The 15,906-nt window shown below is 69.6% G+C and carries 3 protein-coding genes; all 3 read left to right on the forward strand.

The features are described 5' to 3' along the window. Positions 1-142: 142 nt before the first annotated feature. Positions 143-3,811: a hypothetical protein gene (locus tag AC1RJW_RS27730; protein WP_493047759.1), complete on the forward strand. Its 3,669-nt coding sequence runs from the start codon at positions 143-145 to the stop codon at positions 3,809-3,811. After that, positions 3,808-5,307: a hypothetical protein gene (locus AC1RJW_RS27735; RefSeq protein WP_493047760.1), complete on the forward strand. Its 1,500-nt coding sequence runs from the start codon at positions 3,808-3,810 to the stop codon at positions 5,305-5,307. The genes AC1RJW_RS27730 and AC1RJW_RS27735 overlap by 4 nt, the downstream gene beginning before the upstream one ends. 67 nt (positions 5,308-5,374) lie before the next feature. After that, positions 5,375-15,901 carry a LysM peptidoglycan-binding domain-containing protein gene (locus tag AC1RJW_RS27740; protein WP_493047761.1) on the forward strand — a complete coding sequence of 3,509 codons (10,527 nt, stop codon included), beginning with the start codon at positions 5,375-5,377 and terminating at the stop codon, positions 15,899-15,901. The last annotated feature ends 5 nt before the right edge of the window (positions 15,902-15,906 follow it).

Consider the following 15,906-nt stretch of genomic DNA (forward strand, 5'->3'; position numbering starts at 1 on the left):
GGCCGCCCGGCACCGCACCCAGGCAGCCAGCCTGGCCATCCGACGCCCTTTCCCGGCCCACCTGTTGTAAACGATTGCGATGCCGCGCGGCGCGCCATGCCGCCGCATCGCAGCCCGAGTCGCGTCTTGAGTGGAGGTTGTCATGGGTTTCAGCTTCGTCGCCACCGATCCCGCCAGCAAGGTCAGCCTGTATGAATCGCCGCCGCAGGCGGGCCATGCCTGGGCCGGCTACCTGCTGCCGCCCGTCGCGCCGCCGGCCACGCCCCCGGACAGCCTCAGCTATACCGACAGCCTGTCGCCGCAGCGCATGGGCAGCTACGTGTTTGCCAGCGCCCGTCCGGCGGCGCTGGACGCGGCGCCCGGCCCCTTCATCGCCGCCCTCGCCGCATATATCGACCTGCAGTCGTCGGCGCCGGGACTGAACCTGAACGCGCTGCTGTGGCTGCGCGACGCCGATGCGGCGCCGGCCGATCCCTTCAAGAACTACGGCTGCAGCTACAGCTATAACCCGCTGACCAAGGGCTTTGCCACCAGCACGAATGTCAATTTCCGGCTGGGGCAGGATCTGCTGTTCAACGTGCTGTCCGGCGTCGGCCTGTCCATCGACGCCGCCAGCGGCAGCCTGCGGCTGTCCGCGCCGCTGGCGACGCCGCCGGCGCTGGCCTTCCAGCGCAACGCCAGCGATATCGGCATACGCGTCACGGGCAGCGGCAGCACGATCCGCACGTTCGTGCCTTTGGCGGGCGCGAATGCGGGCTGCCTGACGTTTACGGCTACAGTCAACCCTACCGTCACCTTCGGCCCCGGCGGCCTGGCCGTCGGCTTCCCCCTGAGCGCGCGCGACACGGCCAGCGGCCAGCTGCAGCAGCTGTTCTATCCGGCGCTGAGCGCGCCCGCCGCGCTGCCGGCCAGCCTGGCCTGGATCGGCACGGTCGATCCGCTCGATCCCTACAACCAGAAGCTGTCCGCCCAGGCCAGGCTGGAAGGCGTATTGCGCTGCGGCTTGCTGCCGGCCGGCCAGCCCGCCTTGCCGTCCACCTACCGCACGGCGCTGGGCCATGCGACGGCCTTGCTGCCGCTGGGCGCCGCCAGCGGGCAGCCGCCCGTGGTCGGCCTGCAGTCCGGCGCCCTGGCCTTTGGCTGCGCCGCGCCGTCACCGTCTGCGCCCGCGACCAGCAAGGCCCTGCTGACGCCGGCCGGGCGCTTCGGCCTGAGCGCCAGCGGCCAGGCGGCCGGGACGCAGACAAACTTGTTATGCGGCATCTTCGGCTCGGAACAGCTGAGCATGACCACCTACGATGCCACCGCGCCGGAGAATGACAGCCTGCTGTTCGTGCCCGCCTCGCCCGCCTACGCGTCCGTCTTCCCGTTCCAGGCCGCGACCCTGGACTTGCCCGATTCCGGCAACGTGGCCACACCGCTGACGGCCGATTACCTCAGTTGCTGGGCCGGCGTGCTGAAGGGCGGCACGGCCATGCCGCAATACCATGCGGAGCCGGCGGGCAGTCCCATGTACGGCCTGCCGCCGGCCGCCCGGGAGGCCGCCTTGCTGCGCGCCGTGGCCCCCGATACCGTGCTCGCCTCGACCCCGCCCGCGCTGCCCGTGCCGCAGGGCGCCGCGCACGCCTTTCCCCTGCTGCCGTATGGCGGCGCCGTCAGCGGCGGCCCGCTGGCTATCAGCGCTTCCCTGCTGTCGAGCTTTGAAAGCAGCATCGTGGCCGCCACGCGCAAGGCCGTCATTTCCAGCGGCGCCAGCGCCACCTGGCAGGCGCGCGCGGCCGCCAGCCGCCGCGTGCGCGGGCTGGCCGCCGGCGAGGCGGTGGCGGAAGCGCCGCACTACCGCACCACGCCGCAGGGCGCCGTCGCCACCGTGTCCAGCCAGCAGCAGGACCAGGACGCCTTCCTGTCGGTGACCCTGGGCCAGACCCTGGGCGCCGGCGGCCAGGTCTTGCCGTTCGGCTTCCGCTTCCCGGACGCCACCTTGCAGGATGCCTTGCAGACCAACCAGCTGTTCCTGGTGGCCGTCAACGCGGCCCACCTGTCGGACGGCGGCGCGCGTTTCGACAATACCGTGGGCATTGCGGGCTGGACCATGCAAGCGCAGGTGGGCCTCGGCGTGACGCCCACGTCCTACCGCAACGTGATGCTGCTCAAGTATTGCAGCGGCAGTGTCAGGGACCGCGTCGCCAATCCGAACGCCTGGTCGGGCGCGCCCGATTTTTCGCTGGCCGCCGACGCCGGCCCCGGCGTCCAGGGCATCGCCTACACGGGGCTGTCGCAGTGGCTGCAGGATGTCATCGAAGCGGCCGAGGTGCTGGCGGCGGACAAGCCCGAATCGCCGTACCGGCATTTCCTGGAACTGGTCAGCGATCCCGCCTGGACGGGCGTGCTGGTGCTGCAGGCGGACCTGGATCCGTCCAGCCTGCCGGCTGGCCTGCAGGGCATCGCGGCCGGCCTCGACCTGACGCGCTTCGTCGCCCACCATTTCGGCTTCACGGCCAGCCGCGTGACGGTGCATGGCGACGGCAGCATCACCCTCGACGGCAATTCCAGCACCTTCGGCCTGGTCGACTACCAGGACCCGGCCTTCGCCGCCGGCCAGCGCAACGGCTTGCCGCCCGATACGCCCATCGCCCTGCCCGACACCGACAACTATGCGTTCCGCGTGCTGCAATTGCAGGTGCTGTTCGACAATGCCGTCATCAAGACCTTCAAGAGCTACGTGCAGCTGGCCGTCAACGGCCTGCTCGGCTCGCGCGTGACGGCCACCACCTTCGGCGGCAATGCCATGCCGAACAACGGCGTGGTCCTCGACGGCAGCTATATCGACCAGAATGGCACCGGCATCTACATCTTCGAGCAAGCCACGCCGTCGATATTCAGCCTCGACAGCAACCTGCTGCGCCACGTGGCGTTCCAGCGCATCCAGTTCAACTGCCTGGGCACCACGGACGCGGGCGCAACCGTGCTGAACCGTTTTTCCGTCTGGGGCACGCTGGACTTCGCCAGCCTTGACGACCGCACGGGCGCCGCGCTGGACCTGCTGTCGTTCGGCGCGCTGGCGCCGGAACTGCCGCCGGACGGCGAAGGCCTGGCCTTTTCCAACCTGGTGATCGACATGCGCTATCCGCAGACGACGCCGTCGGCCGTGCGCTTCGACGAGGTGACGGCCAACCTGGCCTACGACCTCGACGCCAGCCAGGCCAGGCCGGACAGCCTGTTCAGGGGCTTCGGCCTGGAACTGTCGGGCTTTATCGCCGCCGCCGACGGGCAAAAGCCGGCCGATTTCGGCTTCCTGCCCGTCAGCACGGCGCTGAACCTGGGCACGCTCGACGGGCCCTGGCACGGCATCGTGTACGACGTCACCATGGGCGGCCCGGGCGCGCTCGTCTCGGCCGCCGGCTTCCATTCGACCCTGCTGCTGGCCTGGTCGCCCGCCAGCACGGCCGGCGACGACGAGCAAGCCGTCTTCGTCGGCCTGTCGCTGCCCGGCGCGGCGCCGGGCGCCAGGCTGATCAGCCTGCAAGGCATCTTCAAGCTGGCCATCGACAATATCGGGCTGATGCGGCAAAAAGTGCCCGGCGGCGACTCCTATTATTACTGCCTGCGGCTCGACAACATCGCCATCAAGTTCCTCGGCATCGCCAAGCTGCCGCCCGACGCGAACATCCAGTTCTTCCTGTTTGGCGACCCGAAGAATACGGGCAGCCTGGGCTGGTATGCCGCGTACATCGCCGATGCGGCCGCCCGCCAGGAGCAGGCACTGGCCGCGCTGCCATTGCCTGCCATTTCATTGGGGAGCGCAGCATGACCAACGTCGTGTACTGGAATATCGAGAACTTCGGCATCAACAAGGTCAACAATCCCAGCCGCAAGCGGCCCCGCTATGGCGAAGGCGGCCGCTGCGGCGGCAACCTGCCGGCCGTGGCCGCGCAGCAGCGCTGCAACCACATCCTGACCATCCTGCGCGCCACGCGGCCCGATATCTTCGTCCTGATCGAGGTGTCGGCCAGCGCCGCCGGCGCCGGCGACCTGGCGCCCGACACGGGCGGCCTGCAGGGCGCGATCTTCCTGCTGCAACAGCTGCGCAACGACGTCGCCGACCCCAACCGCAATGCCTGGCGCATGGTGCCGCCGCTGAAAGTGGGCACGGGCGGGCGCACGGAATCGGTCGCCGTGCTGTACCGCGGCATATCGGGCACGGTTGGCACGCCCACGGAAGTGCGGCGCTATTTCACGGGGCCGAACGTGTGGACGGGCGGCGGCGTGTCGGCCGTGGCGGCCGGCGCCGTGCCCGCCGCCTACCCGGCCGGGGGCGCCGGCGCGTCCAACATCCAGGATTTGCTCAACCCGCCGGGCCAGCCGGCGCGCACCATCCCGGCCGGCGCGCAGTACAACGGCGGCCTGGCCGAGGGCATGGCGGCGGCGCGCATCGCCTTCGCGCCCGCGGCGCGGCCGGCCGCGCCGCCCATCGCTGGCGGCCTGGTCAATTTCAACGGCTTGCGCCAGCCCTTCATGGTCAGTTTCGTGGAGACCAACCAGGCCAACGCCATCACGCGCAACCTGACCCTGTTTGCCGTGCATGCGCCGCCCAACCACGGCGGCGCCACCAATTTCATCAATATCCTGCTGCGCGGCGTGCTCGACGTGGCGGCGGCGCCTGCCGGCGCGCCGCACAATGAAATCAAGCTGATCTGCGGCGACTTCAACCTGAACGCCATCTACGCGCAGCCGCCTGCGGCAGGCGGACGGACCACGGCCTACGACCAGTTGCGCGCGATCAACTACATACCGCTGCTGGACCCGCCGCCCGTCATGCCGGTGGCCGCCAACCTGACGCTGGACGCGTATCAGGGCTACCTGGCTACGCATATCCGCCCCAAGCGCACCAAGCAGCAGCTGACGCAGCAATCGCGCTTCCTGTGGTCCGACAATACGGCCGGCGGCCCGCTGCTGGCGTCGCCGTATCCCGGCTATAACTATATCGGCAGCGATATGGTCAGCAACTTTTTCTCGATCGACAATATGCTCGTCAACCCGCTAGTCGTAGCGAATAACTACCAGTTCACGGTGATGAACCCCGTCTCGGGCACGCCGTTCGCGCTGGCGGGCGCCATGCCCCCGGGCGTGCCCACCGGCACGCGCCCCCTGCCCGCGCAATTTCCGAACGTGCCTGCCGGCATGGCCTGGCCGCAATCGCCGGCGGCCGCGTATGCCGTGGGCCAGGCGCGCACGCTGAACGGCTGGGCCAATTACGGCTACCTGCGCAGCACCAGCGACCACCTGGCGCTGTTTGCCGTGCTGTAGACAGAGCGTCCGGGCGGGTGCAAGCGTCCGACCCGGACATCATGACTGATTCAAGGAGCAAGTTCGTATGGCCACCACCGATACCGCGCTGGAAAACCTGCAGCAAGCCATCGTCAACGCCGCCAGCAGCGGCCCGTTCGCCCTCGATGCCGCCTTCCTGGAAGCGGGCCTGGCCGACCCGGACGTCGCGCCGCCCGAAAAATTCGACGCCATCATCGGCCAGGCCTTCCAGATTGACGCGGCACGGTTCCTGATCAGCTGCGCGGCAGCCGACGTGGGCGCTGTCAGCGACGGCGTGTTTACGGTCAGCAAGGCGAGCCTGCCCTTCATCGGCGGCCTCCTGCAAACCCCGGCCACGCTGGTGTTTTCCACGCAGCCTGCCGCCGCGCGCACGCCGGGCGACAACGACGATAGCGACGGGGATGACGCGGCCGTGCTGGTGATGCAGGTGGCCGCCAGTCCCGCCGACTGGAACTGGGACAGCAGCTTTCCCTTCATGGGCGGCTGGCCGTTCAGCGAGTTGCCGCTGGCGGACGCGCTGCTGGTGTTTTCCAGCGCCGACGGCGTCTATCCCTGGGGCGGCGACGGCGCGCTGTCCGTCACGGGCGGCGCCAAGCAGAACCTCAGCGCCAGTGTGGCCCTGCCCGCCTTCGTCACGCCCTTTCTGGAACTGTTTTCCGACCTGGCGGCGCCGCCGGGCAAGCTGCAGATCGGCGGCTACCTGGACATGGCGCTGTACGACGGCAAGACGTTCGAACTGGGCGGCCTGATGCCCAGCGGCGTGCTGTCGGCCACGCTCAGCGAGCTCGACTGCACGTTCGCCGGCTACCTGCGCGTGGCCGCGCCCAGCCTGACCGTGACGATCCCGCCGCCCGTCGACGCGCCGCCGCCCGACGCCCTGCTGCTCGACGACGGCATGCAGCTGCTGCTGCGCGGCGAAGGCGAACTGGCCGACGAGGAAGCGGCCGACGGCGACCAGGCCGCCACGCTGGCCCTGACGGCCACGCTCAGCGTGGAAGGCGCAGGCGCCGCCGACTACACGCTGTCGCTGCTGCTGCAGCCATCGAACGCCGACGGCGACGGCAACTACGCGGTCAGCCTGGAAGCGGGCAGCGACGGGCCGCCCCTCAGTCCCGGCGCCGCCATCAGCCTGATCGGCGGGGGCGCCAGCTATTTCCGCGCCACCCCGGCCGTGCTGCAGGAGTTCCTGACGTCGTTCGGCCTCGGCGGCATGACCATCAGCGGCAGCATCCCGCCCAAGGCGGCGCCCACGGTGGACCAGGTGACGCTGCAGCTGCGCAGCGTGCGCGATCTGAGCTGGCAGCCCATCCCGGCGCCCACGCCGGAGCTGAGCTTTACCGTCACCTCGTTCTTCCTCGACTGGACGGCGTACCAGCCGCTGGCGAGCAAGGCCAGCGGAAAGTCGCGCTATGAATACCTGTTCGGCACCACCTTCACCCTGTTGCCCACGGTATTTCGCAACCTCGACGGCACGCCGGGCGGCGAATTCGAGGTGCAGTTCAACTCGGCGCAGCTGTTCCAGGCCAGCTTTCCCGGCAAGGCCACGCTGTCGGACTTCCTGTCCGTCGTCTCGAACGGCCTCGTCAGCCTGCCCGACAGCATCCAGGCCGAGGTGTCGAATATCGCGCTGAGCATCGACGGCGCGGCCCAGTCCTTCGCGTTTTCCAGCGACTACGCCATCAGCCTGTCCTTCCTGACGGTGGGCGGCGCGCCCATCCTGAGCATTTCGGAAGGCCAGATCAGCCTGTCGGGCATCAGCGCCACGGTGGCCGCGGACAAGCAGGAAGGCGCGCTGGCCCTTGTCGAGGCCGGCAAGGCGGGCGCCGGCACGGCCTGGGCCGGCTCCATTTCCGGCCTGCTGGGCGTGGGCGCCAGCCTGCAGGCGGCCGTCAGCGTGGCCTACAGCAGCCAGGAAACGCCGCCCCGCTGGACCCTCTCCGCCTCGCTCGCGCAAGAACTCGACGTGGGCGAGATGATCAAGCAATTCTTTGCCGCCGGCGGCATCTATGATTTCCCCGTCTTCTTGCCGGGCAACCTGAAGATTTCCGCGTTCGCCATCGAAGCGGTCATTCCCAGCGGCAAACCCAGCACGGACCTGGCCACCAGCTACACGGTCGACACCACCTTTACCTGGCTGTTCCTGCTCGGCCAGCAAGAGATCGGCTTGCAGAAAGCCACGCTCTCGGTGCAGTATGACGGCGCCAAGCCGGCCGCGCAGCAATTCTCGGGCAAGGCCGATGCCGTCTGGATCTATACCGCCATCAATCTGAAACTGGGCTTCGGCTATGCGTTCCAGCCGACGGACAAGGGGCCGAACCACACGCTGTACGTGAGCTGGGAAGGCTTCACGGCAACCTATACCAGCGGCAACGAGATGCTCAGCTTCACCCTGGCGGGCTGGTCGCTGGGCAGCCTGATCCAGGCGCTCGTGCGCACGCTGGGCGATCCGTATTTCGTGCTGCCGTCGCCGTGGGACTTGCTGAACCAGGTCACGCTGGACGGCCTGTCCATCAACGTGTCGCTGAAAAGCGGCGAAAAGAACCGCCTCAGCGCCACCTACACGCTCAGTTCACCGCTCAACCTGGGCTTCATCGTCATCCGCAGCATCGTCTTCAAGCGCAATACGGACGGCAAGGTGACCCTGGCGCTGGACGCCACGGTGCCGCCATTGCTCAAAGGCAGCATGGGCGACCTGCTGGACCCGGCCAAGGGCCAGGACGTGGAAGAGCTGCCCAGCGTGCCGGGCGCCGGTTCCAGCTATTTCAAGGTCTTCCTGCTGATGCTGGGCCAGCGCGTGGCCATCAACGGCGCGACCGACTTCAGCTCGACCAAGGCCGTCATCGACGCGCTGGCCGGCGTGCCGCCCACCACGGGCAAGAACAATCCCGTCAACCCGGGCAGCGGCGTGCAGGGCCAGCCGTATTACCAGCCGGACAGCAACTGGCTGATCGCCGCGCATTTCGGCGTGCTGCAGACCGCCGGCGTGTGGGCCGTCGACGTGCAGATCGTCTTCAACGATCCCAACCTGTACGGCCTGCGCCTGACCCTGGGCAGCCCCAAGATGGGCGGCCTGGCCGGCCTGGTGGTCGATATCCTGTACAAGAAGATCAGCGACGACGTGGGCCTGTTCCAGATCGACTTCACCTTCCCCGACAGCATACGCAACCTGAACTTCGGCGCCGTCAGCGTGGTGCTGCCGATGATCGGCATCAAGATCTACACGAATGGCGATTTCCTGATCGACATCGGCTTTCCCTACAATATGGACTTTACGCGCTCGTTCAGCTTCAGCGCCATCGTCTACGGCGTGCCGGTGATGGGCTCGGGCGGCGTGTATTTCGGCAAGTTGTCGAGCGCGACGGCGACGCAGGTGCCGAAAACCGAGCTCGGGTATTTCAATCCCGTCATCGTCTTCGGCCTGGGCCTGCAGCTGGGCCTGGGCTACAACTTCGTCAAGGGGCCGCTGAAAGCGGGCTTCGCGCTGACCGTGTTCGGCATCATCGAAGGCGTGATCGCCACCTATCATCCGTACGACCGCGCCAACGCCGTCGCGCTGGCCAACGCCGGCGCGTCCGGCAGCGTCCAGGAAAGCAGCTACTTCAAGCTGACGGGCACGTTCGGCGTGATCGGCATGCTGTACGGCGAAGTGGATTTGAAGATCATCAGCGCTTCGCTGCTCGTCAATATCACCGTGTCGGTGCAGATCGGCTACGAATCCTACCGCGCCATCCCCCTGTCCGTGACGGCCTCGGTGCGCATCAGCCTGCGCGTCAAGATCGACCTGGGCATCTTCAGCTTCACCATTTCCGTGGGCTTTTCCGCCACCGTCAGCGCGCAATTCCGCATCGGCAGCGACAGCCGCGCGCCGTGGGACGGCGGCGGCGCGCTGCGCCTGGACAGCCTGGCGCGCGGCCGCGCGCGCACCTTGCCGATGGAACTGCAGGCCGCCATGCTGCGCGCCGGGCCGCGCCGCCAGCCGCGCCGCGTGCTGCGCACCGGTGCCAAGCCGGTGCTGCAACTGGTGACGGCGCCGCAATTCACGGTGCTGGCGCCGCAGGGCGCCACCGCCAGCAGCGCGCAGCAAGGCGCGTTCGTCTGCCTGTTCGCCATGGACGCGCCGGACCCGGCCGCCGGCGGCGCGGGAACGGGCACGACCTCGTTCGACCTGCTGTGCACCGCGTATTTCCCGTGGCTGCTCGACGCCTTGCAGCCGGCGGCGCTGGCCGACGGCGCGGCGCTGGACCTGGCTGCCGCCGCGGCTGCCAGCGTCACGCTGGCGCAGTTGGTGGCGGGCATCCAGGTGCTGGCCGACCCTGCCATGCAGCCGTTCGGCATGGGCGACCTGCTGCACTTCCTCGCCGACAGCTTCACCGTGAACATCAGCGCGCCGGGCGCCAATATGGACGGCGCCACGCTATTCCCCCTGTTCGACGGGCTGCGGCTGGACGTGCCCGACCCGCAAGGCGGCGCCGGCACGCAGGCGATCGACCTCGAGACCTACGCGACGGCGACGGAACAGTACCGCAGCACGGTGGCCGGCGTGCTGCGCCAGGTGGCCGCCAGGGTGGGCAAGGCACCCGCCAAGCCCGCGCTGCTGGCGCAGGACGACGCTGAGCCCGAATCGATGGCGGCCTTCATCTTCGTCGACGTCTTCAGCCTGATCGGCCGCGCGCTGCTGCAATCGGCCATCGATGCCTTCGACAATTACAGCTATGCGCTGCAGCCGGGCGACAGCATCGCCGGCATCGTCGCCGCCTTCAACGGGGCCGGCAACGCCATCGACGCGGACGACGTGTCGCTGCCGAATGCCGCGTACCCGCTGAACGGCGCGCTGCCGCTGCAGGTCGGCGGCCTGTCCGCCGTGATCCAGGCCGGCGATACGCTGGCGGCCATCGCCGCCCGCTACACGGATCCGGCCGGCGCCGGCGGGCGCTGGCACACCACCGCGGCCCAGCTGATCGGCGCGAATGCGGCGCCGCGCGCGCTGCGCACGGGCGTGACGCTGGTCTTCGACTTCGGCGCCGGCGCCGTCAGCCACGTCACCGCGCCCGGCGACAGCTTCGGCGCCATCGCCGCCGCGCTGGGCGTGCCGCTGGCCGCCCTGGCGCAGCAGGCGTCGCTGTATGCGCGCGCCGACCTGCTGCTGCCGACGGCCATCCTCGCCGTGCCGCCGCTGGCCTATACTTCCGTCGCCGGCGATACCCTGGCCGGCATCGCCAGCCGCTTTGCCGCCACGGTCGCCACGCTGGGGCGCGACAATGCCGGCGTCGCCAATCTGTTCGCCGCGGCCCCGGGCCGGCTGGCCATCGCCCGCCTCGACGCCTTGCCGCTGGAGCAGCTGTGGAGCGGCGTGCAGGCCAGCGGCGCCGTGGCCCAGACCGCCGGCCAGGTCGCGCGCTTCGTCACCTATGGCTTGCGCCTGCCGGTTGCGCCGGGCCTGAGCCTGTCGCCATCCTTCCTGTATAGCAAGACGCAGACCGACTACGCGCTGTACCAGCTGACGGGCCAGCAATTCCCCACGCCCGCCAGCGCCGCCGGCGGCTACCGCATCGGCCTGGGGCGCAATGCCATGTCGCATGGCGTCGCCCTCGATTTCATCACCTTCGCCGGCGCGCCCGGCACCAGCCTGCCCATCGACCTGGACGCCGCCTACGGCTTGCTGTCGGGCGTGCTGGCGTATGCGCAGGCGGGTAGCTTCGCGCCGTTGCCAGCGCTGCAGATCCTGCCCCTGGCTTCCTTGCAGCCGCGGCAATTCCCTGCGGCTGGCTACGCCGCCTGGATCACCGCCGACCTGGCGCGCCTGACGGCCGTGACGTCGGGCGCCGCTTCGGCGGCGCGCACCGCCGCCAGCCAGGCCGCGCCCGCGCCGTATCTGTGGCAATTGCCCGACGCCATGCTGGCCAGCATCGCCCAGCGCCAGGACACGCTGCAGGCGCTGTACACCGAGGCGCAATACGCGGACATGCTGGCCCTGATGCCCGCCTATCGTCCCCGCATCGGCAACACGCCGCCCAACAGCAGCAGCACGGTGTTCCAGGACGTGAGCGGCTATGCCTATGCCACGCGCGTGGACTTCCAGATCACGCGCATGCCGGCCGCCACCGTGGCCACCAACGACGCCAGCGGCACCGCGCTGGCCAGCGCCGCCACCCTGGCCCACGTCTACGAGCTGGTGGGACCGTCGGCCGCCGATGCCCAGCGCCTGCAATACCTGCTGAGCGGCATGGCCGCCGTGGGCGAAACCCTGGCGGCCGGCCTGTTCCTGCTGTACAGCGAAGGCGGCAGCGACCAGGTGGCGCTGACGGGCCAGGCCGATGCCGACTACCTGTGCTTCCTGACGCAAACCAATCTGTCCACGGAAAGCCATCCGCCGGCCAGCCGCCTGCTGCTGGACGCGGCGGGGACGGCTTTGCCGCGCGGCATAGCCAACAGCCCCTCGCAATTCATCAAGCTGCTGTGGGAGCAATCGGTGGTGCGCGGCGGCGGCTACTATCTGTATTTCGAGGACATGGTGTCGGGCGCCGGCCTGCCGCCCTCCGTCTTCGACGCCACGGGCACGGCCACGCTGACCCTGGTGGTTCCGCTGGCGCGCCAGGCGGCGGGTGCCGCCGGCACCGTGCCGAACTTCGTCAACGCGCTGCTGACGACGCAGGCGATCGATCCGCAGCAGGACGTGCTGGTGTTCGAATCGCTGAGCAAGCCGGCCAGGACCCAGCCTTTGGCCAGTGCCGCCACGAGCACCCTGACCGCCCTGGCCGCCACATACGGCATGGGCGTGGGACAGCTGGCGCGGCAAAACGCCGTGCGGCCGCTGCGCGCCGGCGCCAGCGTGCCCGTGGCCGGCATCCTGCACCAGCTGAACCAGCAAGACATGGCCGCGCCCGCGCAGGCGCTGGAGCGGCTGGCCGCGTATTACTCGGCCGGCGCCACCCCGCTGAGCGCGGCGCAGATCGCCGCCTACAATCCCGGCGTGACGGTGGCGCTGGGCGCGACCATGCGCATTCCGCCGCTCGTCTATCGCGTGCCCGCCGCCTCTGACGGTCCCGGCAATACCTTCGCCGCCCTGGCCGCCTACTACGGCTTGTCGGTGGATGCCCTGGCCCTGGGCGCGGCCGCCACCGAAGGCCTGTACGCCGATGGCGCCGTGCTCGATGTCGACAGCCTGGCCCTCGATGCGCAAGCGACCTTGGCGCCGGGCAACTTGTCGTTCCAGCTGAAGCGCGCCAACGACGGCGTGCCCGTGCTGCCGCCCGATCCCACGCCGCAGCAACGGCAGCAATATGCGCAAGCGACCCTGTCTGCGCTGTACAACACGCTGTCGGCCGGCCTGGGCCGCAACCCGTATTTCCTGCCCAGTCCCTACAGCCTGCCCTTCGGACCGCAGGACCATGCAAACGACAGCGACAGCGCCGGCGGCAACGATGGCGAAGCGCACCGCCGGCGCTATGCGGCCGCGGCCCTGGCCGATTACGACTACCGCCAGGCGCTGGGCTACCTGGGCAACGACAGCCAGGGACGGCCGTTCGCCACGCTCAATGCGGCGCCGGCCAACCCGCCGGCCGGCCTGCCGCCCGCCGCAGACAATCCCTACCTGGGCGTGGGCGGCCATGCGTCGCTGGCCCTGCGCTGGCAAGACCTGTTCGGCAACACCACCGTCACGCCGTTCGAGGCGCCGCCGGCCGGCTACACGGGCGCGCTGGACCAGGCCCCCGCCCCGCTGCGCTACACGGATCGCCTGCTGGGCCTGTCAGCCTGGCCGAAAGTCCAGGCCAGCTACCTGTATGGCACGGATGCGGGCGGCGCGCCCGCGCTGCTGCTGACCTTGCGCATGGATGGCCTGGCCTACGCCACGCCAGCCGATGCGGCGCAGGACTTGCCCACCTACCAGCGCCTGTACTTCCAGCTGCACCAGGACTATACGGGCCTGGGCGTGCCCGGACTGAGCGGCAATGCGGTGAGCATCTCCCTCAGCAACTCCCTGCTGGCCACGCCGCTGCAGCCGCTGGGCGAAACCCAAGCGCGGCAGGTGCGCGACTTCGCCGCCGCCTGCGCCATCTACCTGCAGACCCTGGCCGGCGGCGGCAGCGCCACGGCGCCCGCCGCCACGCTGTCGGTGCCGGTGCCGCTGGCGCAACTGGCCGGCGCCAACCGCATTGCGCTCGACGTGGCACTGGTGCTGACGCGCCAGGCCATCCTGCTCGATCCCGTGCTGGCGGCCCTGCCGGACGGCGCCAGCGTGGTCAGCGCCGTGCTGCCGCAGGCCGACACGGATGGCGGCGCGTCCAGCTATACCACGTTTGCCAAGGCGCTCGAAGCGTGCCTGAAGACGCCGCAATGGTCGATGCGCGCGGGCGCGGGACTGACGCGCGTGGGCAGCGCCGGCCAGCAGACGCAGCAGTTGTTCGCCGTGCGTTTCAGCGACACGCCCGGCCAGGGCATCCATTTCCGCCTGGGCCAGCAGGCCAGCTACTACGCGCCGCTGCCCGTCGCCAATTCGCTGGAAAGCCGCACGGTCAGCATCGACGCCTATCCGGGCAATGCGCCGCATGCGCTGACGTTCAACAGCGTCGACCTGAACCTGTGGCTGCAAAGCTGTCTCGACGCCATCGACAAGTTCCTCTCGGCAACCTATGCGCCGCCTGCCTACATCCTCGATCGCCTCAACGGCATCGCCGATCCGCTGCAAAGCGGCCAGCTGGGCCTCGTACTCAAGGCGAAACAGACGCTGGCCGACGCCATCAGCGCCACGGTCAGCCCCGTGCTCAGCAGCAGCGCCGCGGACGAAGCCACGCGCGTCAGCGCGGCCGCCACCATGCGGCAGCAGCTGCTGACCACCCTGGGGCCGGCCTTTGCCGCCGGCGCCGTGGTGGTGTACGGCGTGGACCAGGTCACGGGCGCGGACGGCATCTACGCGGCCGGACCGCCGGCGCTGTACGGCCAGCCCGCCGGCGCGGGCACAGCCGACGGCGACGGCAACCAGAACTACACCTTGTTCCCGACCCGGCTGCCGCTGCAGGGCGCGGCCGCGCCGGAGCAGAGCCGGCTGTCATTCAACTTCATCTCGAAGAATGTCGAGGGCCAGGCCTATGTGCCGCTGGACCTGCGCTACCAGATCACGCACATGGAATTCGACCAGCAACCCGTGCCCGGCATCGAAAACTACGCGCAAAGCCAGTGGCTGCTGTTCATCACCGGTCCGTTCGAGGTGCCGCTGGGCAATGGCACGCAATACATCCCCGTGCTGAACCGCGCCCTGCCCGTGCCGCCCACGGTCAACCGTCAGACCGCCACCGCGTCCGCCGCGCCGCAGGCCGGCCGCCTGCGCCTGGCCGCCGACGGCTTGCAGCCGGCCCAGCTGGCCCAGTGGGATTACGGCTTCAGCTATACCTATCGCCAGGCGGCGCAGGATGCCGTGCACGTCAGCGTCGTGCTCAACGTGCCGCCCCAGGCGGCCAGGCTGTCCGCCGCGGCCGGTCCCGACCTGTTCACGGCGCTGGCCGCCTTCGTCAGCAACTATCCGCTTATCTCGGCCGACCTCGACGCATTCCTCGCGCCCCTCGACGGCAAGCAGGACACGGCCGATAGTATCGCCAAGGCAACGCTGGCCACCACCGCCTTCCAGCAGCTGGTAACCCAGGTGGCGGCCAGCTATGGCGGGCATTTCGGCGCCGCGCGGCTGGCGGCGGCGCAAGGCGAGGCCAGCGTGGCCGTGGAATTCGACGCGCGCCTGGAAGACCACGACGGCGACGCCTGGTATGCGCTGCTCAATGTCACCGTCGGCGGCGCGCCTGCCACCTACGACCCGCAGGCCGGCACCCTGAGCAACGGCGCCGTCAGCGTGCCCGTGCCCGTGCTCGACATCGATGCGCAGCAGTACCGGGCCACGCCGGCCACGCCCGCGCCGCCCGATGCGCTGCTGGCCTACCGCTACGCGGCCATCGCCGCCGACGCGCCCGACCTGTCGTTCGCCGCCGCGCTGGCCAATACCGGCCGCGAGGTGCGCATGCCGGGGCTGAACGTGATGGTGTACAAGAATGCCCAGGCCTCGCTGTACGTGCAGCGCAACCGCTACCTGTGCCCGCCCAGCCAGACGCAGGTGTCGACCATGCCCGCCTTCCTGTACCAGACGCCGGTCGTCAAGTTCAGCGACCCCATCCTGCCGCGCCTGAGCTGGCAAGGCTATGATTTACGGCAAGTCGCACCGGTGGGCGGCAGCGACGTGGCGGCCTACATGAGGGGCTTCTTCAACGCCCTCTTCACGGGCGCCTCGGGCAGCGTGCGCATCGCCATGGATGGCAGCTATTCCTACAGCGTGATGCCGGCCGTGGCGGACTTTCCCCGCACCTCGCTGCCGGTCAGCCTGCTGCCGGCCGTGCTCGCGTCCATCGATGCGGCCCAGCCGCCCGCCGCGCCGATGGCGCTGGTGGCCCAGGTGCAGCAATGGTATGACACGCAGCAGCCGACCACGGGCGGCGGCGCCGCCATGGATTTCCGCCTGAACTTCTTTACGGACGGCGCGCCCGAGCAACTGCTGCTGTCGCTCGACGACGTGCGCTGGGTGGTGCGGCCCTGACGCGG

The sequence above is a fragment of the Janthinobacterium sp. GW822-FHT07A03 genome (genome assembly GCF_058798815.1).